The organism is Plantibacter sp. ME-Dv--P-095 (genome assembly GCF_030209365.1).
In the GTDB taxonomy this organism is placed as follows: domain Bacteria; phylum Actinomycetota; class Actinomycetes; order Actinomycetales; family Microbacteriaceae; genus Plantibacter.
Window position 1 is genome coordinate 156,499 of the sequence record NZ_JARVSB010000001.1, and the last position, 21,191, is coordinate 177,689.

The 21,191-nt window shown below is 70.7% G+C and carries 21 protein-coding genes and 1 other RNA gene; 15 read left to right on the forward strand and 7 right to left on the reverse strand.

From position 1 onward, the window contains the following. Positions 1-19: 19 nt before the first annotated feature. The 4 genes from QRN26_RS00710 to QRN26_RS00725 all read left to right on the forward strand — a co-directional run bounded on the left by QRN26_RS00710 (position 20) and on the right by QRN26_RS00725 (position 3,140). Complete coding sequence (locus QRN26_RS00710) at positions 20-679, forward strand: ThuA domain-containing protein (RefSeq protein WP_285034898.1); 660 nt, start codon at positions 20-22, stop codon at positions 677-679. 176 nt (positions 680-855) lie between these two features. Then, positions 856-1,206 carry a hypothetical protein gene (locus QRN26_RS00715; protein WP_056777626.1) on the forward strand — a complete coding sequence of 117 codons (351 nt, stop codon included), beginning with the start codon at positions 856-858 and terminating at the stop codon, positions 1,204-1,206. Between the two features lie 49 nt (positions 1,207-1,255). Beyond that, positions 1,256-2,299, forward strand: coding sequence for an LLM class flavin-dependent oxidoreductase (locus tag QRN26_RS00720; RefSeq protein WP_285034899.1), 1,044 nt, complete (start codon positions 1,256-1,258; stop codon positions 2,297-2,299). Positions 2,300-2,363: 64 nt separating this feature from the next. Continuing rightward, the gene (locus QRN26_RS00725; RefSeq protein WP_056777620.1) at positions 2,364-3,140 is read left to right on the forward strand and encodes an SGNH/GDSL hydrolase family protein; all 777 of its coding nucleotides are present in this window, start codon (positions 2,364-2,366) and stop codon (positions 3,138-3,140) included. An 18-nt stretch (positions 3,141-3,158) separates the two neighbouring features. Here the strand turns inward: QRN26_RS00725 and QRN26_RS00730 are convergent, their stop codons facing one another. Both QRN26_RS00730 and QRN26_RS00735 read right to left on the reverse strand, forming a co-directional pair. Then, entirely contained in the window at positions 3,159-4,733 is a 1,575-nt protein-coding gene (locus QRN26_RS00730; RefSeq protein WP_285034900.1) for a molybdopterin-dependent oxidoreductase, read from the reverse strand. A gap of 90 nt (positions 4,734-4,823) precedes the next feature. After that, positions 4,824-5,468, reverse strand: a complete 645-nt coding sequence (locus QRN26_RS00735; protein WP_285034901.1) for an FMN-dependent NADH-azoreductase — start codon at positions 5,466-5,468, stop codon at positions 4,824-4,826. Between the two features lie 71 nt (positions 5,469-5,539). Here QRN26_RS00735 and QRN26_RS00740 point away from each other — a divergent pair, with 71 nt between their 5' ends. The 3 genes from QRN26_RS00740 (at position 5,540) to QRN26_RS00750 (ending at position 8,161) form a co-directional block, all read left to right on the forward strand. Further along, positions 5,540-6,838, forward strand: coding sequence for a kynureninase (locus tag QRN26_RS00740; protein ID WP_285034902.1), 1,299 nt, complete (start codon positions 5,540-5,542; stop codon positions 6,836-6,838). 9 nt (positions 6,839-6,847) lie between these two features. After that, on the forward strand, positions 6,848-7,774 hold the full coding sequence (locus tag QRN26_RS00745; RefSeq protein ID WP_285034903.1) for an aldose 1-epimerase family protein: 927 nt from the start codon (positions 6,848-6,850) through the stop codon (positions 7,772-7,774). Between the two features lie 147 nt (positions 7,775-7,921). Then, complete coding sequence (locus QRN26_RS00750; RefSeq protein WP_285034904.1) at positions 7,922-8,161, forward strand: hypothetical protein; 240 nt, start codon at positions 7,922-7,924, stop codon at positions 8,159-8,161. A 46-nt stretch (positions 8,162-8,207) separates the two neighbouring features. On the opposite strand, the gene QRN26_RS00755 is transcribed toward QRN26_RS00750, so the two are convergent. From QRN26_RS00755 to QRN26_RS00765, 3 genes are all read right to left on the reverse strand, one after another. Then, positions 8,208-8,357, reverse strand: coding sequence for a hypothetical protein (locus tag QRN26_RS00755; protein WP_157579782.1), 150 nt, complete (start codon positions 8,355-8,357; stop codon positions 8,208-8,210). 82 nt (positions 8,358-8,439) lie between these two features. Next, positions 8,440-8,859, reverse strand: coding sequence for an organic hydroperoxide resistance protein (locus QRN26_RS00760; RefSeq protein WP_056006014.1), 420 nt, complete (start codon positions 8,857-8,859; stop codon positions 8,440-8,442). A gap of 63 nt (positions 8,860-8,922) precedes the next feature. Next, positions 8,923-9,822, reverse strand: a complete 900-nt coding sequence (locus tag QRN26_RS00765) for a LysR family transcriptional regulator ArgP (protein ID WP_200921007.1) — start codon at positions 9,820-9,822, stop codon at positions 8,923-8,925. 68 nt (positions 9,823-9,890) lie between these two features. Here QRN26_RS00765 and QRN26_RS00770 point away from each other — a divergent pair, with 68 nt between their 5' ends. From QRN26_RS00770 to rnpB, 4 genes are all read left to right on the forward strand, one after another. Beyond that, positions 9,891-10,508, forward strand: coding sequence for a LysE/ArgO family amino acid transporter (locus tag QRN26_RS00770; protein ID WP_285034905.1), 618 nt, complete (start codon positions 9,891-9,893; stop codon positions 10,506-10,508). Between the two features lie 50 nt (positions 10,509-10,558). After that, positions 10,559-11,398, forward strand: coding sequence for a Nif3-like dinuclear metal center hexameric protein (locus QRN26_RS00775; protein WP_285034906.1), 840 nt, complete (start codon positions 10,559-10,561; stop codon positions 11,396-11,398). A 23-nt stretch (positions 11,399-11,421) separates the two neighbouring features. Next, positions 11,422-12,159 (forward strand): zinc ribbon domain-containing protein, encoded by a 738-nt coding sequence (locus tag QRN26_RS00780; protein WP_056777599.1) that lies wholly within the window; start codon positions 11,422-11,424, stop codon positions 12,157-12,159. Between the two features lie 72 nt (positions 12,160-12,231). After that, an RNA gene (gene rnpB / locus QRN26_RS00785) (RNase P RNA component class A) lies at positions 12,232-12,598 on the forward strand. Between the two features lie 141 nt (positions 12,599-12,739). Here rnpB and ppgK read toward each other — a convergent pair. Both ppgK and map read right to left on the reverse strand, forming a co-directional pair. Continuing rightward, on the reverse strand, positions 12,740-13,516 hold the full coding sequence (ppgK, locus tag QRN26_RS00790) for a polyphosphate--glucose phosphotransferase (protein WP_285034907.1): 777 nt from the start codon (positions 13,514-13,516) through the stop codon (positions 12,740-12,742). Between the two features lie 10 nt (positions 13,517-13,526). Further along, positions 13,527-14,429 carry a type I methionyl aminopeptidase gene (gene map, locus QRN26_RS00795; protein ID WP_285034908.1) on the reverse strand — a complete coding sequence of 301 codons (903 nt, stop codon included), beginning with the start codon at positions 14,427-14,429 and terminating at the stop codon, positions 13,527-13,529. A gap of 34 nt (positions 14,430-14,463) precedes the next feature. On the opposite strand from map, the gene QRN26_RS00800 reads away from it, so the two are divergent. The 4 genes from QRN26_RS00800 to QRN26_RS00815 all read left to right on the forward strand — a co-directional run bounded on the left by QRN26_RS00800 (position 14,464) and on the right by QRN26_RS00815 (position 21,172). Then, positions 14,464-14,649 carry a hypothetical protein gene (locus tag QRN26_RS00800; RefSeq protein WP_056005997.1) on the forward strand — a complete coding sequence of 62 codons (186 nt, stop codon included), beginning with the start codon at positions 14,464-14,466 and terminating at the stop codon, positions 14,647-14,649. Between the two features lie 103 nt (positions 14,650-14,752). Continuing rightward, positions 14,753-16,702 carry a hypothetical protein gene (locus QRN26_RS00805; RefSeq protein ID WP_285034909.1) on the forward strand — a complete coding sequence of 650 codons (1,950 nt, stop codon included), beginning with the start codon at positions 14,753-14,755 and terminating at the stop codon, positions 16,700-16,702. A gap of 99 nt (positions 16,703-16,801) precedes the next feature. Next, positions 16,802-18,157 carry a glutamine synthetase family protein gene (locus QRN26_RS00810; protein ID WP_056005992.1) on the forward strand — a complete coding sequence of 452 codons (1,356 nt, stop codon included), beginning with the start codon at positions 16,802-16,804 and terminating at the stop codon, positions 18,155-18,157. Between the two features lie 21 nt (positions 18,158-18,178). Beyond that, positions 18,179-21,172, forward strand: coding sequence for a bifunctional [glutamine synthetase] adenylyltransferase/[glutamine synthetase]-adenylyl-L-tyrosine phosphorylase (locus tag QRN26_RS00815; RefSeq protein WP_285034937.1), 2,994 nt, complete (start codon positions 18,179-18,181; stop codon positions 21,170-21,172). Positions 21,173-21,191 lie beyond the last annotated feature (19 nt).

Genomic DNA, 21,191 nt, shown 5'->3' on the forward strand with positions numbered 1-21,191 from the left:
TCCGAGGAACGGAGCAGCGGTGAAGGCACTGATCGCCTCGGGGACGGGTCGGTACGGCGACCCCTGGCACCCGTATCCGAGGACGAGCCCGCTCCTCGCGGAGATCGCGCGGGACGCCGGGTTCGCGGTCGAGGTCGATGAGGACGTCGATCGTGCCATGACCCGGCTCGCCGACGTTGACCTGCTCATCGTGAACGCTGGCGATCCGTGGCGGTCGGAGGAGTCCGGCCGAGCACCCGAGGCCGCGGTCGAGGGGCTCTCCGAGGCGCTCCGGCGAGGCGTCGGCGTCCTCGCGATGCACGCGGCGCTCGCCTCGCTCCGCGACTATCCCGAGTGGGCGCCGGCGATCGGTGCGATGTGGCTGCCCGGGGTGTCCTGGCATCCGCCGATCGGCCACTCCGTCGTCCGCGGGCTCACGATGCCCGACGGCGCGCGGGTCGCCGACGTCCCGATCGAGGACGAGCAGTACCTGCGGTTGCAGCAGATCGGTCGGAGCACGACGGTCGCCGAACACGAGGTGGACGGCGAGCGGTTCCCCGCGGTGTGGGTCCGTGAGGTCGGAGCCGCGCGAGTCGCCGTCGACGCCCTCGGACACGATGAGCGCTCGTACGCCGCTCCCGAGCATCGCGCCCTCGTCGCGTCGCTCGCCCGATGGGCGGCGAGGGCCCCATCGGCATGATGCGGAACGGATCCTGACGGACGCCGTGTGTCGCGTGACCGCTCCGGATGCAAGCCCCGAGGGAAAGGGCGTCGCGCCGCTCGAGCGGGTCTAGGATCCTGTTCGGGGTTGCGAGAGAGCGGGAATACCGGCCGCGGCCCGTGTCAGGATCCGGGACCCCGAGAAAGCCGCACCACGTGTCACACGACCTCATGTCCTCCGAGCGCACCGTCGAGCGCATCATGCGTACCGGAACCGTCTGGTTCGGTGTCGCCGTCGGGAGTACCGCGATCACCCTGGGGCTGCTGCTCGCCTCCGGCTGGCGCCCCGCGATCCTCACCGAGGGGCTCCGCGTGGTGTGGTGGTGCTGCTCCGTCATCGTCGGCTTGAGCATCGGGCTGCTGGGGTGGTCCGGATGCCCGATCCTGGAGGTGGACGTCCCGACGGCGTCCCGCAACAAGTCGCTCACCATGCAGCTCGGCACCATGCTCTTCATCCTCGGCAGCATCGGGGCGATGTTCACGGTGCTGCTCGGCGCACCGAGCTGACGGGCGCCCGAGGGCGCATCCTGTCGCGTTGCCGTCGTAGGGTCGGAGTATGCCCCGATCCTCAGCACCGCTCCGCAGACTCGGCTTCCTCACGATGGGCCTGTTCGACCCCGAGGATCCGGCGGGCGGACACGAGTCGACGCTGCGACTGATCGAGCTCGGCGAGTACCTCGGATTCGACAGCGCCTGGTTGCGACACCGCCACCTGCAGTTCGGCATCTCGTCCCCGGTCGCCGTCCTCGCCGCGGCCAGCCAGCGCACCACGCGCATCGCGCTCGGGACGGCGGTGACCCCACTGGGTGCCGAGAACCCCTTCCGATTGGCCGAGGACCTCGGCACGGTCGACGTGCTGGCCGGCGGCCGCCTGCTGCCGGGCTTCAGCACGGGTGAGCCGATGCGGTTCGACGCGTTCAAGGACGCCCTCTATCCCACCACCCTCGAGCAGGAGGACCTCGGGTACGACCGCGTCCTGCGGCTGCGGTCGTTCATCCGAGGGGACGTCGTGAGTGACACCGCCGGTCGTGAGGGCCAGGAGGACTACTCCTCGCGCGTCGAGCCACACGCGGCCGGCCTCGCCGAGCGGCTCTGGTACGGCGCCGGCAGCCTCCGCTCGGCCGGCTGGGCCGGGGAACACGGCTTCAACCTCCTCACCAGCAGTGTCATCGCCGCTGAGGACGGCACGACCGACTTCGCCGCCAACCAGGCCGCGCAGGTCAGGCTGTTCCGCGAGCGGCATCCCGACGGCGCGCGGGCCCGCGTGTCGCAGGGCCTCGTGGTCATGCCGACCGATTCCGCCACGTCCGCGCAACGCAGCCGCTACCGCGACTACGTCGAGTCGAGGCGGCACCGCGTCGGCGTCGCGCACGGTCCGCGCCGCATGCTGTTCGCCGAGGACCTGCTGGGGACGAGTGCCGAGATCGCGGAGCGACTGCACGAGCACGCCGGGTTCCAGGAGGTGGACGAGGTCGCGTTCGCGTTGCCGTTCACCCTCGAACCCGACGACTACACCCAGTTGCTCACCGACATCGCCGGCGCCCTCGGGCCGGCGCTCGGATGGCGGCCTGCCGCGGATGGCGAGACCAGGCCAGCCTGAGCGGCGGACGTCCGGCCCGGACGGCCCGTCCGAGACCACGCCCGGTCGCGCGTAGGGTGCAGGTATGACGCAGCACGGGTTCAGGCGGTACGTGGCCATCGGCGACAGTTTCAGCGAGGGGTACGGCGACGTCCGCGACGACGGCTCGTTGCGCGGATGGGCCGATTTCGTGGCACTCGGGCTCGCCCGTTCGAGCACCGAGCCGGTCGCCTACGCGAACCTGGCCATCCGGGGCCGCAAGCTCATCCCCATCCTCGACGAGCAGCTCGATCGGGCCATCGGGATGGGGCCGGACCTCGTCAGCTTCAACGGCGGCGGGAACGACATCATGCGCCCTCGGGTGTCGATCGACGGCGTCGCCGATCGACTCGACGGTGCGGTCGAACGGCTGCGCAGCGGGGGAGCGCACGTCCTGCTCCTGAGCGGGGCGAACCCGTCCGCGCACATCCCGATGGGCTCGCTCCTCGCGCGCCGCGGTGAGCAGCTCGCCCGAGCGGTCCGCGTCCGGTACCCGCGCGACGGCGTCACCTTCGTCGACAACTGGGCCGACGAGCCGCTGGGCGATCTCCGCTACTGGTCCGTGGACCGGCTGCACCTCAACGCGCTCGGCCACGCCCGCGTGGCGAGCAACGTCCTCACGGCCCTCGGGGTGCCGGTGCCCGAGGAGTGGGGGATCGACGACGTCGCGGCGGCGCCGCCCGGCCCACGCCAGCGCCGAACGGCCGCCTACTACCGCGAGCACGTCCTGCCGTGGATCGGACGCCGGTTGACCGGGCGGTCCTCCGGCGACGGTCGCGAACCGAAGATCGCGGAGCTCCAGCCGGTGGACCCGCGCGGTTGACCGCGCGGGCCGGTCGGCTCAGCCGACGCGGACGAGCGTCCGCTGCCACCCGGAGGAACCGTTCGGCGCGATCGGCGCCTGCTCCTCGATCTGCAGGTTCCCGGCCTTGTCGGTGGCGCGGACGGCCACGTAGTGCGTCCCCGCGGTCGCCTCCCAGTCCATCCACCACTGCACCCAGGTGTCGTCGTTGATGGCGGTCGAGAGGTTCACGCTCTGCCAGTCACCGTTGTCGATGCTGACCTCGACCTTGGCGACGCCGACGGTCTGCGCCCAGGCGACACCGGCGATCTTCGCGGGGCCCGGCGTGACCTGCTTGTCGATGCGGGGTGTGTCGATACGCGAGGAGAGCTTGATCGGCGCCTTCGCGTCGTAGCCGCGGGGCGTCCAGTAGGCCTCGTCCTTGTCGAACGTCGTCACCGTCAGCTTCGTGAGCCACTTGGTCGCCGAGACGTACCCGTACAGCCCCGGCACCACCATGCGGACGGGGAAGCCGTGCTCGAGGGGCAGGGGTTCGCCGTTCATCGCGACCGCGAGGATCGCGTCGAGGTTCGGATCGGTCAGTGACTCCAGCGGGGTGCTCGCCGTGAAGCCGTCGACGCTCGTGGAGAGGACCATGTCGGCCTTCGAATCCGGCATCGCGCGCTTGAGCACGTCGCGCACGGGGATGCCGAGCCACTTCGCGTTGCCGAGCAGACTGCCGCCGACCTCGTTGGAGACGCAGGTCATCGTGATGACGTATTCGTCGAGCCCCATGGCCAGTAGTTCGTCGAACGAGATCTGGACCTGTTCGCCGACCATGCCGTCGATCGTGAGCGACCAGGTGCCGGGGTCGATGGTCGGCACGGTGAGCGCGGTGTCGACACGGTAGAACTTGTCGTTCGGGGTGAAGAGCGGGCTGATGCCGTCCACGTCCACTTCGGCGCCGTCCGGGATGGTCACGGTCGACTTCGGAGCGGGGAGCTTGAGCGCGTCCCGGACCGCGGTGATCGACGAGGTCGTGACGTTGATGATCCGGGCACCGACCCCCACGACGACCGCTCCGGCGGCGGCGATGCCGGCGACGCGGAAGAAGCCACGGCGGTCGAACCCGTCACGTTCGCGGGCCTCGGCTCCGGCCCCACGGCGGTTCGGCAGTCGTCGGCTGAGCAGGATCAGGATGGTGACGCCGGCTGCGAGCCCGAGGATCACCGGGACCACCGCGAGCGGCGTCGCACCGGCACGGGTCACCGTCGTCGCTCCGGCGAACACGCCGGCCGCCACGAGGATCACGACGCCGAGCGGCGGTCGGACCTGCTGGAGGACACCGGCGACCGCTGCCGCGATCACGACGGCGACGCCGAGGCTGACGAGCAGGAAGATCTTGTCGTTGCTCCCGAACGCCTCGATCGCGAACTCCTTCGCCCAGCGCGGGACGATGTCGATGACGAAGGAGCCGACGGTCAGCAGCGGGCTGCTGCCGCGGGCGAACAGCAGCGCGGCGAGCTCTGCGACGGCGAGGAACACCGCGGCCGAGACGATGCCGGCGAGGGCCGCAGCGAGGACGACGAGACGTCGTCCCGTTCGGTTGGTGCCGGTCTGATGCTTCGATCGCATGTGCAACTCCCTGGTCGTGGTTCGACAGGAGTTCGGAGCACAGCGACAATCAGGCTGGTCCGATCCGCGCCGGGTGCACCGACCGACGGCTCAGGCGGTCGCGACGGCCAGTCGGGTGCCGGTCTCGGCCGCCAGCCGCAGGGCCTCATCGAGCTCCTGTGCACTGCGGTCGCGCTGCCCGGCGAGGCCGGGCTCGCGGTCGGCCAGGGTCAGGCTCGTCGTGATGATGTGGACGTCCATACCGAGCGCGCCACCGAACAGGGTGCGGAGCGCCGGCACCTCGTGGTCCCACCCCTCCGTGGGCGTGCCCGCGTCGTACGCGATGCCGCGGCTGGTGGTGATCACGACCGGCCTGCCGGTCAAGGCGCCGGTGTCCGCCGACGTCACGCCGGGGACGTGGATGTGGTCGATCCAGGCCTTGAGCGACGACGGGATCGAGAAGTTGTAGAGCGGTGCCCCGATCACGACGATGTCGGCGGCGAGGAGCTCGTCGAGCAGGGCGCGTTGCAGCGCCTCCGCCTCGGCGGGCGGGTTCGAGCCGGGCTCGCGATCGGCGGCGGACCAGTGCAGGCTCGCGTCCGCGAGGTGCGGGACGGGGTCCAGGTGCAGGTCCCGTCGGACGACGACACCGGTGGGATCGGCATCCCGCCAGGCGTCGACCACCGCCTGCGACAGGCGGCGGGATCGGGAGGTGGCCAGATCGGCGGACGAGTCGAGGTGCAGGAGCGTTGGCATGCGGCAACGCTAGCAAGCCGAGCGGTGTGCACCTCCTTGCGGCGCTCATCGGGGCCGGTTAGCGTCGCACCATGAGCGCCACCCTCCCTGTCACGCCCGCCCGTCCGGATGCGCTCGCGCTCGACGCGGACGATCCGCTCGCCGAGCATCTCGCGGCCTTCCTGCCGGCGACCGGGGTCTCCGCGTACTTCGACGGGAACTCGCTGGGGCGCCCACTCCGGGCCACCGCGGACCGCCTGCAGTCGTTCATCACCGAGGAGTGGGGAACGAGGCTCATCCGCTCCTGGGACGACCGGTGGTTCGCGATGCCGCTGACCCTGGGCGACCGTCTCGGAGCCGTCGTGCTCGGGGCGGCCGGCGGGCAGACCGTCGTCGCCGATTCGACCACCGTGCTCCTGTACAAACTGATCCGCGCCGCGGTCGACGCGAGCACCGCCGACGGAACGACGGCACCGGTCCGCGAGGACATCGTCATCGACGTGGGGAACTTCCCGACGGATCGCTTCGTGGTCGAGGGGATCGCAGCCGAGCGTGGTCTCCGCGTGCGGTGGATCGACGCCGACCCGGTCCACGGCGTCACGGTGGACCAGCTGCGGGAGGTCGTCGACGAACGGACGGCCCTCGTGGTGTTGAGCCAGGTCGACTACCGGTCGGGAGCCCTCCTCGACGTCGCGGGATTGACCGCCGTCGCGCACGATGTCGGCGCCCTCGTGCTCTGGGACCTCTGCCACTCCGCCGGCGCGGTCCCGGTCGAGCTGGACGCCTGGGGGGTCGACCTCGCGGTCGGATGCTCCTACAAGTACCTCGGCGGCGGTCCCGGCGCTCCGGCGTACGCCTACGTCGCGAGGCGGCATCAGGATCGGCTCCTGCAGCCCGTCCAGGGTTGGATGGGGGCCTCCGACGTGTTCGCGATGGCCGACACGTACCGGCCGGCGGAGGGGATGCGCCGGTTCCTCAGCGGCACCCCGCCGATCGTGGGAATGCTGCCCCTCGAGGACGCCCTCTCGCTCATCGAGACCGCGGGTGTCCCGGCGATCCGCGAGAAGTCGCTCGCACTCACCGCCTTCGCCATCTCATGGGTCGACGAGCACCTCGCAGCCTTCGGCGTCCGGGTGATGACCCCACGGGAGCCGGAGCGCCGCGGCGGGCATGTGACCCTCGGGCATCCGTCGTTCCGTGAGATCACGCCGGAGCTGTGGGAGGTGGGCGTCATCCCCGACTTCCGGCACCCGGACGGGCTCCGCATCGGACTCGCCCCGTTGAGCTCCGGGTTCGTGGAACTCGAGCGCGGCCTCCTCCGTATCGCCGCCGCGATCGAGCAGTGGACCCAGCGCGCGGGTTCCACGCCGCGTGGAGGGCAGCCGTCGTAGGCTGACGACATGTCGCCTGTCTCCGGAATCCAGTACCGCCTCAGCCACCTCGGTCCGCACGGGGAGGTCCGGGCGACCGTCACCGAGCTCGCCGCGGGATTGCGTGAACTCTCCGTCGGCGGGCGCTCGCTCGTCCAGTCCTTCGGTGAGGACGTCGTCGCGCCGAAGGGCTGCGGCCTGATCCTCGTGCCCTGGCCGAACCGGGTGCGGGACGCGCGGTGGACGCTCGACGGTGAGCCGCAGCAGCTCGACGTCACCGAGGCTGCCACGGGGAACGCCTCGCACGGTCTGCTCCGCAACACCGGCTATCGAGAGGGGGAACGCACGGACGGCGGCGTCACGCTGACGGCCTCGGTGTTCCCGCAGCACGGCTATCCGTTCCACCTCGACACCTCGGTGGCATACGCCCTCGTCGACGACGGCCTGCGGGTCACCCACACGATCGTGAACCGGTCGACGCGACCGGCGCCGGTCGCCGTCGGCGCGCACCCGTATCTCGCGCTCGGGGGCGTCTCGACGGCGGATCTCACCGTCACGATCGCCGCCGACTCCTGGTTCGAGACCGACGAGCGGCGCATCCCGGTCGCCACTCGCCCCGTGGACGGCACGGACCACGATCTGCGCTCCGGCGTCCGCGTGGGCGACCTCGCGATCGATGTCGGGCTCGGCGACGTCCGCCCGATCGACGGAGGCGTCAGGCATCGGCTCACCGCTCCGGACGGCGATGGTGTCGAGCTCTGGGCGGACGACGACTTCCGGTTCGTCCAGGTCTACACCCCGAGCGACTTCCCGACGCCGGAGGGACCCGTACAGGCGATCGCGATCGAGCCGATGACGGCCCCGGCGGACGCCTTGAACAGCGGGACCGGTCTGCGGTGGCTGGAACCCGATGAGCAGTGGTCGCTGTCGTGGGGGATCCGTTTGACGGCCTCCTGAGCTGAGCGTCCCCGCAGGCACGCCGACCGGGGGAGGGCGCCTGGTCCCAGGTGCGGACGAGCGTCAGCTCAGAGGATGACTCCGCGGCCGCGATGATCGCCTCATCGTCCGATGCCGACCATGGTGGTCGCGACGGACACTGGATCCATGACCACGCACCTGGACACCAGCCCGATCACCTTCACGATGTCCACGCCGCGCATCGCCCGCGCCGAACGGGTGGCCGTGGCGCGTCCGGTGGACCGACCTCGAGGTCGCGTCGCCGCCTTCGTGGGCGTGCTGCTCGGGAACATCGTGCTCTGGAGCACCCTGTTCCTCACCATCGGCCTCGTGCTCGTCATGCAGCTCGGTATCGTCGGCGTGATCGCCGCGGCCATGGTGCGCTGACGATCGACGGCGGGGTGTTCCACCGGAGCGGCGAGGAGACGGCGATTCAGTCCGCAGTGGCGCTGTCGTCGGCAGCCGTCGGTTCCGGTGCCTCGTCTTCCAAGAGCTCGTCCTCCACCGCGTCATCGGGGAGACCCGGCAGCATCGCCGCCGCGCCCTCGTCGCGAATGCCTTCGACTGCTCCGAAATCCGACACGGTGTGTTCCTCTCGATCGTCGTGCCCGCCAGCCTAGCCAGCGGGCACGACGATCGACAGGGCTTGCGTGGGCGGTGTGACGTCAGTCGACGATGGAGACGGTGACCTCGATGTTGCCGCGCGTGGCGTTCGAGTACGGGCACACCTGGTGCGCCTGGTCGGCCAACTGCTGTGCCTCGTCGTGGGAGACGTTGGGCACGTAGACGTCGAGTTCGACCGCGAGGCCGAATCCGCCCTCGCCGTTCGATCCGATGCCCACGCTGGCGGAGACCGCCGCGTCGGTGGTGTCGAGCTTGGAGCTCCGTGCGACGGAGTGCAGGGCACTCAGGAAGCACGCGGCGTAGCCGGCGGCGAAGAGCTGTTCGGGGTTGGTGCCCTCGCCACTCCCACCGAGTTCCTTGGGGGGCCGGGTGTCGAAGTCGAGGAGGTCGTCCTCACTGCGGACGTGTCCGTCTCGTCCGCCTCCGGTGGCATGGGCAACTGCTGTGTACGCGATATCCATTGCTCCATCCTCGCACCGTCGCGCCCGGCTCGTGCACCTTGCTCGCGAGCTCTCGGCTGGCGTTCAGAGGAGTGCGTCGCGAGCGCCGGCGATGACCGCCGACGCGACGGTCTGGAGGAGCGGCGAGTCCAGTCGCCACTGCTGCCAGTACAGCGGCACGTCGAGCACGCCGTCGTCGTCGAGGGCCACGAGGTCGCCCGCCGCGGCCGGTGCCGCCCCTTGCGCATCGGGGAGCATGCCCCAGCCGAGGCCGAGGAGGACGGCGGTCGCGAAGTCCGCCGACGCCGGGACATGGTGTCGGGGCGGGCCGGCCGGGTCGACACCGCGACGACGGAGATAGGCGTCCTGGAGATCGTCCTTCCGGTCGAACACGACCACCGGAGCATCGGCCAGGGCGGCTGCCGTCACCCCGTCGGCGAACCACCGTGCTGCGAAGTGCGGCGACGCCACGGGTCGGTACCGCATCCGGCCGAGCGATTGGACGGTGCAGCCTTGGACCGCTTCCGAACTCGAGGTGACCGCCGCCATCGCGGTCCCGTCTCGCAGGAGGGCCGTGGAGTGGTCCTGGTCCTCGCGGGAGAGGTCGAAGGCGACCGGTTCCGTGGCGGCCAGCTCGGCCAGCACCGGGAGGAGCCAGGTGGCGAGCGAGTCGGCGTTGACGACGATCGGGATGGCTGAGGGAGCGGCGCCGCCGGACGCACCGTCCGGGTGCAGCTCCCTCGAGGCGTCGCGCTCGAGGAGTCGCACCGCTCGCGCGAGGCGGAGGATGGTCTCGCCGGATGCGGTGGTCGTGATGGGTCGCGTCCGGAGGAGCAGGACCCGGCCGACGTGCTGCTCGAGCGCCTTGATCCGCAGACTGATGGCCGACGGGGTCACCGAGAGCTCGCGGGCCGCCGCGTCGAACGAGCCTCGGTCGACGGCGGCGAGGAAGGCACGGAGCTGATCGAACTGGAGGTCCATCATCAGAGTTTCTCATGGTCCATGAGAAACATGAACTGGTCTCATGTTCCTGGGTGGCTTACCGTCGCCTCATGACCTCCGCCATCCAGGACATCCTCGCCGGTTTCGGGCTGGGCCTCTCGCTGATCGTCGCCATCGGTGCGCAGAACGCGTTCGTGCTCCGTCAGGGCATCCGCCGCGAGCACGTCCTCCCGGTGGTCCTCGTCTGCGCTCTGTCGGACGCGGTCCTGATCGTGGCCGGCGTCAGCGGGATCGGGTTCGTGATCGAGCGTTTCCCCCTCGTCCTCGACATCCTCCGTTGGGCCGGTGCCGCCTTCCTCGTCGCGTACGGGCTGCTCGCCGCCCGCCGGGCCATCTCACCGAGTGGTCTCACGGCCGACGGGCCGGGGACGAAGACCTCGCTCCGCGCGGCCGTGCTCACGGTGGTCGGCCTCACCTGGCTCAACCCCCACGTGTACCTCGACACGGCGCTCCTGCTCGGGTCGATCGCGAACACGCACGGCGAACCGGGCCGGTGGTGGTTCGCGGCCGGCGCCGCGCTGGGGAGCGTGGTGTGGTTCACGGCCCTCGGCTTCGGCGCCCGTCTCCTGAAGGGACTCTTCGCGAAGCCGGTCGCCTGGCGGGTGCTCGACGCCGCCATCGCCGTGGTGATGGTGACCCTCGCCGTCCTGCTCATCGTGCGGCACTGACCGTCGGTGCCCGCCACCGGCTGATCGTCCATCGTCGGTAGGCTTGCCGGGTGACGAGAACACTCCGTGAGGTCAATGCCGTCGTCGAGCGGCTGTGGCCGCTGTCCGGAGCGTCGGACTGGGATGCGCCCGGCCTCGTGGTCGGCGACCCGGATCAGCCGGTCGCGCGGGTCCTGCTGGCGGTCGACGCCGTGGGTGCCACGGTCGACGAGCTGCTCCAGGAGCCCGGCGGGCTCCTGCTCGTGCACCATCCGCTGCTCATGCGTGGCGTCACGACGGTGGCGGGCGACCGCTACAAGGGCGCGCTCATCGCACGGCTCATCCGCGGTGATGCGGCCCTCATCGCCGCCCACACGAATGCGGACGTGGTGGTCGACGGTACCTCCGACGTGCTCGCACGCCGCCTCGGCCTGCTGGACGCCGTCCCGATCGTCCCAGCGCCCGACGGGGTGACCGGCCTCGGCCGTGTGGGCGACCTGGCCGAACCGACCACCCTCGGGCGGATCGCCCGGCGCCTCGCCGAGGTGCTTCCTGCGACGGCCACCGGCGTGCGCGTGGCCGGCGACGTCGACCAGCCGGTCCGGCGGATCGCGGTCTGCGGGGGAGCGGGCGACTCGCTGCTCTCCCACGACACCGTCCGAGGAGCCGACCTGTACGTCACCGCGGATCTGCGCCACCACCCGGCGTCCGAGGCCCGGGAGCAGGCGATCCTCGCCGGCGGGCCCGCGCTCATCGACGTCTCGCACTGGGCGAGCGAGTCACTCTGGCTGGAGGTCGCGGCCGTCGCGCTGCGCCGGGAGCTCCCGGAGCTCGACATCCGGGTCAGCGGACAGCGCACCGACCCGTGGGATTTCGTCGTCACCCAGGAGGCGACGCGGCCGGTAGGGTGATGAGTCGAGAGTTTGGAACAGACGTGAAAGCCAGCCCAGCAGACCAGAAGACGTTGCTCACCCTGCAGAGCATCGACACCGGCGTGCAGCGCACCGCCCACCGTGCGTCGAACCTCCCCGAGGTCGCCCGGATCGCCCAGCTGCAGGCCGAGATCGAGACCGTTCGGCTCCGTCGGCTGGAGCGTGTCGGGGTGCGCGACGACGCGCAGACCGAGCTCGGACGCATCGAGTCCGACGTCGCCGTCGTCGCGGCCCGCCTGAAGCGCGACGCCGACCGCCTCCAGTCGTCGACCTCCGTCAAGGACGTCGAGGCCCTGCAGAGCGAGATCGCCTCCTTGCAGAACCGCCAGAACAACCTCGAAGAGATCCAGCTGAACGTCATGGAACGGGTCGAGACGGCCGATGAAGCCGTCGCCCAGGTCGACGCCGAGCGCGCCGGACTCCAGGAGCTCCTCGACGAGGTCGTCGCCAAGCGCGACGCGCAGCTCGTCGAACTCGAAGCGGAACGGGCGCGCCTCACCGCCGACCGCGAGTCGCTCGCCCCCGGCATCCCCGCCGATCTCCTCGCGCTCTACGACCAGCGTCGTGCCCGCGGCGGCATCGGCGCGGCCCTCTTCCGCGCAGGCACCTGCGGCGCCTGCAAGATGTCCCTCACCGGGAACGACCTGCAGGCCGTCCGCGCCGCGCCGTCCGAGGACGTCGTGCAGTGCCCGGAGTGCGCCGCGATCGTCGTACGGACCGACGAGTCCGGCCTCATCTGACCAGTCGGGTCCGGCCGAGCAGCACGCCGGTCCATCGTGCCGGCCGTGGGCCGGTAGACTCGTCTCCGTGAACGGGCCGGCTAGACGGTCGCGTCACCGCGGCCTCCGGGTCACGGTGCCGAGGAACGTCCGGGCTCCACAGAGCAGGGCGGTGGGTAACACCCACCCGGGGTGACCCGCGAGACAGTGCCACAGAGAACAGACCGCCGTGGGCGACCACGGTCAGGGTGAAACGGTGGGGTAAGAGCCCACCAGCGACCGGGGTGACCCGGTCGGCTCGGTAAACCTCGTCCGGAGCAAGGTCAACAGGGAACGCTGAGGCTGCTCGCCAAGTTCCCGGGTAGACCGCTAGAGGGCGGCGGCAACGTCGTCCCGAGAGAGATGGCCGTCCAAACGCGAGAGCGTGGGACAGAACCCGGCGTACCGGTCGACCCGTTCACACCCCAGCACGGCCACGACTCCGTCGAGCCGTGCGGTGAAATCCGCGAGAGCGTGGGACAGAACCCGGCGTACCGGTCGACCCGTTCACACCACAGCACAGCCACGCTGCGACGACACCGCCACAGCGCGACCGCCGTGCTCAGGCGATGCGTTCCGCGGGGCCGGCGGCGAGTGAGGCCGCGCCGAGGATGCCCGCGTTGTTGCGGTGCACGGCCGGGATGATGGGGGTGTCGAGCTTGAGCAGCGGCAGGAAGTGGTCGGCGTGCTTGGACACCCCGCCACCGACGACGAACTGGTCGGGCGAGAAGTAGAACTCGAGGCGCTCGTAGTACTTCTGCAGGCGCTTGGCCCACTTCTCCCAGCTGAGGTCCTCGCGCTCCTTGACGGCGTAGGAGGCACGGGTCTCCGCATCCTTGCCGTCGATCTCCAGGTGCCCGAGTTCCGCGTTGGGGATCAGCGTGCGGTTGTAGATGAGCGCCGTGCCGATACCGGTGCCGAGGGTGGTCAGGATCGTGAGCCCGGACGCGCCTTTCGCCGCTCCGAACTCGGTCTCCGCGTATCCGGCCGCGTCCGCGTCGTTCACGAAAGTGATCTCCCGGCCGAGCCCCTGCTCGAACAGCTGCTCCGCCTCGAGACCGATCCAGGCGTCGGAGACGTTCGCGGCGGACATCGTCCGGCCGTTGCGCACGATCGCCGGGAAGCACACGCCGAGCGGCAGCCCGTCGGAGGCGGGTGAGAGCTGCTCGAGCACCTCGCGGACGGTCACGACGATGTCCTTCGGCTCCCCGCCCTTCGGGGTCGGGATCTTCACCCGATCGGTGAGGAGCGCACCCGTCGTGAGATCGACGACCGCGCCCTTGATGCCGGTCCCTCCGATATCGATGCCGACGGCGGACCGGGGAGCTGCATTCGTCATGTCGTCCAGCCTAGAGCGCTCGGGGCGCTGGAGTGGTGTCGATCCCACTCGGGAGCGTGAGGACCTCGGCACCACGTTCGGTCACGACGAGGGTGTGTTCGAACTGGGCCGTGAGGGACCGGTCGCGCGTCGTGACCGTCCAATCGTCGTCCCACTGCTCCCACTCCTGCGCGCCGATGGTGAGCATCGGTTCGATCGTGAAGACCATGCCGACCTCCATGACGGTGTCGTACTGCGGCGCCGCGTCGTAGTGGGGCACGATGAGCCCCGAGTGGAACGACCTGCCGACCCCGTGGCCGGTGAAGTCGCGCACGACGCCGTAGCCGAACCGCTTGGCGTAGGACTCGATCGCCCGTCCGATCACGTTGATCTGGCGACCGGGTGCGACCGCTTTGATCCCGCGGTTGAGCGCCTCCCTCGTGCGCTCCACGAGGAGGCGCGTCTCCTCGGCGGCGTCGCCGACGAGGAAGGTGACGTTGCTGTCACCGTGGGCGCCGTCGAGGTAGGCCGTGATGTCGATGTTGATCAGGTCGCCGTCACGCAGCGCGGTGTCGTCCGGGATGCCGTGGCAGATCACCTCGTTCACGGAGCTGCAGATGGACTTCGGGTACCCGCGGTAGCCGAGCGTCGACGGGTACGCGCCCGCGCCGACGACGAAGGCGTGTCCGATGGCGTCCAGTTCGTCGGTCGTGACCCCGGGGCGGACCGCCGCTCCGACCGCCTGGATCGCGTCGGCTGCGATGGTCCCGGCGACGCGGATCCGCTCGATCTCCTCGGGCGTGTAGAGGTCGCCGCGGTCGTCAGGGGCCGGAGCCGCGCGACCGACGTACTCCGGTCTGGCGATCACCGCCGGCACCGTTCGCGGACGGCCGACGAGGCCGGGGATCAGGTGACCTGCGGAGTCGAAAGGCATAGGATCGAGCCTAACCGAGCAGGGGAGCAGCGCCGTGGCCAAAGAACCGTCCGAGCAGTACTGGTACAACACGAAGACCGGTCAGGTCGAGTTCGGATTCGAGTCGAGCGTCGTCGACCGCGTCGGCCCCTTCGAGACGGCCGCGGAGGCCTCGCACGCACTCGAGCGTCTGCGCGCGAACAGCGCGAAGTGGGACGCCGAGGAAGCCGCCGACGACTGAGCCCCCGGCTCGCATCGCGAGCTGCGTGCGGGTCTTCCCTCTTCCGGAGCTGCGGTGTGTTCCGCCAGGATGGGCCGAGCGATGAAGCTCGAGCGGGGGGAACATGCACAGGATCGACCGTCCGCGGACGCCACGTGGTGTGCCCTGGAAGGTGGCCGCAGTCCTCGTGGCAGCCGTCGTCGTCCTGCTGCCGGCCATCCCTGCGGTCGCCGTGCCGACGGCTCGCGCCGAGGTCCGCGCAGCCGAGTGCGTGGTCGAGGTGCCGGGCGGTTCCCGCTGCGGTGAGCTGAGCGTCCCGATCTCGCGTGAGGTGCCCGATTCGGCCCAGGCGATGCTCCCGTACGTGCTGGTACCCGCCACCCTCGACACCGGCCGGGTGCCCCTCGTCTACCTCGCCGGAGACACGCCGCTCTCCGAACTCGACGTCGCCGCGCTGACGGTCGAGCGTGGACTGGCGGCCGACCGAGACGTGGTCCTCGTCGAACGGCGGGGCGGAGCGGATGCGGCCCCGACGCTGGCATGCGATCCGGCGGCCGAGGCGTTCCGGTCGGCGCTCGGTACCGAGGGGAGCCGCGAGGAACGGGTCACCGCCGTCGCAGCCGCCTTCACGAGCTGCGCGGAGGGCTGGCAGGAGGACGGCTTCTCGGCGGGCGACTTCGGGGTGCAGGCTGCGGCTGCGGACCTGCGGGACCTCCGGCAGGAACTCGGCTATGCCCGCTGGACGGTGCTGGCGGTCGGCTCCTCGGCCGGTGTCGCGCTCACCGCGGCGGGGGTCGACCCGGAGGGTGTCGAGGGGGTCGTCCTCGACGGACCCGATCTGGGCGCACCGGGGATCGTGTCCTCCGGAGGGCTCGAAGCGGCGCTCTCCGTGATCCGCGCGCGGGGCGACGATCGCGCACCGACTCCGTCGAGCCCCGACGAGACCGAGACGAGCGATGCGGCACCGGCGACCGCCTCGGCGCCGATCCTCGACACCTCCTGGTCGGCTGCGCGGCTGACGGCGGCGAGCGAGGCGCTCACCGCCAGCCCGCACCGCACGACCGGTGCTCGGCCGACGACGATCGGTGGCGACGCACTGCTAACGCTCGTCTCGCACGCCCTGTCCGACCCGACGACCCAGGCGGCGCTTCCCGTGCTGCTGGAGACCGTCGCGGACGGGCACCGTGCCGCGCTCGACCCGCTGGCCGCGGCGGCGGTCGACGACCTCTCGCAGGGCGGCGTGCTCGGGCGCGTGCTCGGGTGCTCGACGGCCGCCTGGCCTGGAGCTGCCGAACGGACCGATCCCGGGACCCCGACGACGACCCTCCTCGAGGACGTCGCCGCGGCGGCCTGCACCACGTTCGGCGTGGCGACGAGCCCCGCGCCATCACCGCTCGACCGCCCGCTCCTCGTCGTCAGTGCGCCCGAACAGGACGCCGCCTGGGCGTCCCCGCCGAGCACCTGGTCGGCCTCCGCCATCGCCGCGGTCTTCCCCGGCTCCGGCGCGATCCCCACGGCGGACAGCTCCTGTGCGTCGGTTGCGGTCCGCTCCTGGCTGAGTGAACCGTCGAGCTACCGAGCGGCACTGTGTGCCGGTGACGACGCCGCGATCCCCGTCATCGACGCAGCAGCCGTGTCCCCGAGCGCCAGGTGGGTGACGGACACGACCGGTGGCGGCGGACCGTGGCTCGTCCTGGCGCTCCCGATGCTGTTCGCCCTGGTCGCGATCGGATGGTCCATCGCCTGGGCCTACCGACTGATCGCCCAGGCACTCCGGCGCGAACCGGTGCAGGACGGTCTCCGCCTGGGGATCGCGCCGGTGTTCGGCGCGAGTTGGGCCGTGGGCGCGGCGGCTCTGCTCCTGCGGGACGGCCTGACGAACCCGGCGGTCGGCCTGATCGGCGTCCCCGCGGCCCTGCCATGGCTGTCGATCGCGCTCCTCGTCAGTTGCCTCGGCCTCGTACCGGTCTGGGAGGGGGCGCACCGCGGTTCACGAGTCCGGATCGCGGCGATCTCCGCGCTCTGGGCGGCGACTGCGCTGTGGACGGCGGTCTACGTGCTCGCCTGGTGGTGACGGACCTGTCGAACGCCTCCGCCTGGCGTGCTGATGAGCACGAAGACGGACGGAGCCAGTAGCCTAGACACGGGCCGCCGGCCGAAGGAAGAGGGGCAGATGGATAAGCAGCGCGACTTCGTTCTCCGCACGATCGAGGAGCGGGGCGTCAAGTTCGTCCGGCTGTGGTTCACCGACGTCGTCGGCACCCTCAAGTCCGTCGCGATCGCGCCGGCCGAGGTCGAAGGCGCCTTCTCCGAGGGCCTCGGTTTCGACGGCTCCGCGATCGAGGGGCTCAGCCGGTCCTACGAGTCGGATCTGCTGGCGCACCCGGACCCGACGACGTTCCAGATCCTCCCGTGGCGCGGCGAGATCGACCCGACCGCGCGCATGTTCTGCGACATCACGACGCCCGACGGCCAGCCGGCCGTGGCCGATCCGCGGAACGTCCTGAAGCGCACCCTGGCCAAGGCGGCCGACATGGGGTTCACCTTCTACACGCACCCCGAGATCGAGTTCTACCTCCTGAAGTCCTCGCAGTACGGCGTCGACGGCCCGGAGCCCGTGGACTCCGCCGGCTACTTCGACAACGTCCCCGGCGGGACCGCGCACGACTTCCGTCGTCGCTCCGTCCGGATGCTGGAAGACCTGGGCATCTCCGTCGAGTTCAGCCACCATGAGGCCGGGCCGGGTCAGAACGAGATCGACCTCCGGTACGCGGACGCCCTCACCACGGCGGACAACATCATGACCTTCCGCACCGTCGTGAAGGAGGTGGCGATCGAGCAGGGCGTCTACGCGACCTTCATGCCGAAGCCCCTCGTCCACCAGCCGGGGAGCGGCATGCACACGCACATGTCGCTGTTCGAAGGCGATTCCAACGCGTTCTACGAGGCCGGTGCGCAGTACCAGCTCTCGAAGACGGGCCGGCAGTTCATCGCCGGGCTCCTCACGCACGCTCCGGAGATCACCGCGGTCACCAACCAGTTCGTGAACTCCTACAAGCGACTGTGGGGTGGAGTCGGGCCGAACAAGCTCTCCGAGGCGCCGAGCTTCGTCTGCTGGGGTCACAACAACCGTTCGGCGCTCGTCCGGGTCCCGCTCTACAAGCCCAACAAGGGCCAGAGCGCCCGGGTCGAGTACCGTGCCATCGATTCGGCGGCCAACCCGTACCTCGCGTTCTCGCTCATGCTCGCGGCCGGCCTCAAGGGCATCGAGGAGGGCTACGAACTCCCACCCGAGGCCGAGGACAACGTCTGGACCCTCTCCGACACGGAGCGTCGTGCCCTCGGGTACAACGCCCTGCCCGCCAGCCTCGATCGTGCCGTGAGCCTCATGGAGGGATCAGAACTCGTCGCGGAGACGCTCGGTGAGCAGGTCTTCAACTACGTCCTGCTGAACAAGCGCCAGGAGTGGCAGGAGTACCGCGCCCAGGTGACCCCGTTCGAATTGGCCAGCAACCTGGAGATGCTCTAACCGAGGGGGCCGGTGGCTCGTATGGTCCGGGAGAACATCTCACTCAGCACCCTCGCGAGGCTCGGCTTCACCGGTCTCGGTGAGGCCCGGGATCGGTTGCAGGAACTCGCGGCGCTCGTCCCGGTCGACCCGGCGGTCATCACGCCGTCGTTCGCCGTCGCGGCGGATCCGGACGCAGCGCTCGTCGGTGTGCTCATGATCGGCCGGAAGTCGCCCGACGAGCTCGCCGCACTCCTCGCCGACCAGGCGTCGACCGAACGCTTGTTCCGGCTGTTGGGTGCATCGCAGGGCTTCATCGACTTCTTCCTGCGGCACCCCGACCAATTGTCTGTCTTCGAGTTGCCGGTCACGAGGGTCCCCACCCTCGACGAAGCCCGCGACGAGCTGCTCGCGAGCGTCGGTGCCGTGGACGGCTTCGCCGAGGTCGTCGAGGAACCGGCCTGGGACGCGATCCGCGTCGTCTACCGGCGTCTGCTCGCGGAGGTCGCGCTCTTCGACCTCTGCGCACCCGATCCCATCGTCGTCCTCGACCGCGTCGCGAGCGCCCTCTCCGATCTCGCTGCAGGCGCCTTGGAGGCGTCGATCGCGGTCGCCAGGACGCAGACGAGCGGCTCACGCGGTCCCGGCGTCTATCCGCGCGAGGAGGTCGCGGCGACACGGTTCGCCATCATCGGTATGGGCAAGGCCGGCGCGCGAGAACTGAACTACGTCTCGGACGTGGACGTCATCTTCGTCGGCGAGGGCTCGGGGGATGACGAGGGCGGCCTCGACAACGGTCGCGCCGTCGAGATCGCCACCCGACTCGCCGTCCTCACCATGCGGGGCCTCGGCCAGGCCGGTCTCGAGCCGAGCCTCTGGGAGGTCGACCCGAACCTGCGCCCGGAGGGAAAGGCGGGCGCCCTGGTGCGCACCCTCGAGTCACACCTGGTCTACTACGACCGGTGGGCGAAGAGCTGGGAGTTCCAGGCCCTCCTCAAGGCCAGGGCTCTCGCCGGCGATCAGGAGCTCGGGGCGCGCTACATCGAGGCGGTGCAGCCGAAGGTGTGGGGGAGTGCGTCACGTGAGGGCTTCGTCGAGTCCGTGCAGCGCATGCGCGAGCGCGTCACCGAGAACATCCCCGCGGAGGACGTCCACTATCAGTTGAAGCTCGGCCCGGGCGGCCTCCGCGACATCGAGTTCACCGTCCAGCTCCTCCAGCTGGTGCACGGCCAGCTCGACGACTCCGTCCACCAGCGCGGCACGCTCGCGGCGCTCGACGGCCTCGCCACGGCCGGATACATCGGTCGCGCCGAGGCGCAGGAGTTCGCGCACGACTACCGCCTGCTCCGCGTCCTCGAACACCGTCTCCAGCTGACGCGACTGCAACGCACCCACATGATGCCGCGCGACGAGCCGTCGCTGCGGTCGCTGGCCCGCTCGAGCACGCTCGCGACGACCGCCCAGGCGCTCGTCTCCCGGTGGGAGACGACGAAGCACGGCGTCCGGCAACTGCACGAGCGGCTGTTCTACCGTCCGTTGCTCTCGGCGGTCGCCGCCCTGCCCGAGAGCGGACTGAGTCTGACCAGCGGGCAGGCTGAGGCCCGACTCGCGGCGATCGGCTTCGTCGACCCCCGCGGTGCGCTGGCCCACATCGGAGCGCTCACCGCCGGGGTGTCCCGTCGCGCGAACATCCAACGGCACCTCCTCCCCGTCATGCTGGGGTGGTTCGCGGACGGCGCCGACCCCGACTACGGCCTGCTCGCGTTCCGACGACTCAGCGAAGCGCTCGGCGAGTCGCACTGGTTCCTCCGGATGCTGCGCGACTCCTCGGGTGCGGCCGAGCGCCTCACCCGCGTCCTGTCCGGCTCGCGGTTCATCGGCGAGCTCATGGACCGGATCCCGGAGTCCGCTGCCTGGCTCGCCGGCGATGAGGACCTCCGCCCTCGGTCGTCGGCAGCGCTCGGCGAGGAGATCGCGGCGATCCTCCGACGACACGACTCTCCCGACTCCGCGGCCGCGGCCATTCGGGCGGTACGGCGCCGCGAGGTCCTGCGCCTCGCGATGTCCTCCACGGTCGGCATGCTCGACGTCCAGGGGCTGGCCGCAGGTCTCACCGACGTCTCGACGGCCACGCTCGCCGGACTCCTCGGTGCCGTCCGCCGCATCGGCGGGCTCGGAGCCGACATCGAGTTCGCCATCATCGCCATGGGTCGGTACGGCGGAGCCGAGCTGGGCCTCGGGTCGGACCTGGACGTCCTCTACGTCTTCCGGGCGCTTCCGGACGTCGAGCCGCAGCTCGCGCAACGGCAGGCGGCTGCGATCGCCGCCGAGCTCAACCGGCTGAGCGAGGACGCACGGCTCCCGCTCGACCTCGACCTCGACCTGCGTCCGGAGGGCAAGAACGGGCCCCTCGTGCGGTCCCTCGACTCCTACCGGAACTACTACGCGCGCTGGTCGCTCACCTGGGAGGCGCAGGCGCTCCTGCGGGCTGCCGGCGTCGTCGGCGACGTCGACCTGATCGCCGCCTTCACCGAGGTGGCGGACACCGTCCGCTACCCGGCGGAGATCAGTGAGCAGTCCGTCCGTGAGGTGAAGCGGATCAAGGCGCGGGTCGAGAACGAACGACTGCCGCAGGGCGCCGATCCGACCAGACACCTCAAACTCGGACGCGGATCACTGAGCGACGTCGAGTGGTTCGTGCAGCTGCTGCAGCTCGAGCACGGCGCGGATGTGCCTGCGCTCCGGACGACGTCGACGCTGCGCGCGCTCGACGCGGCGGTGGAGGCGGGCTTCGTCGATCGGGAGTCCGCCGACCGTCTGCGCGACGCGTGGATCCTGGCGTCGCGGATCCGCTCGGCCATGACCCTGTGGTTGAACAAAACCCAGGACGTGCTGCCCAGCGACCGACTGCAGCTCGAGGGCGTCGCACGGTTGTTGGAGTACCCGACCGGATCGGCGAGCCTCCTGGAACAGGACTACCTCGCCGCCACCCGTCGGGCCCGCACCGTCTTCGAGCACGGGTTCTACGGGCTCTGAGCCCGGCTCACCGATCACG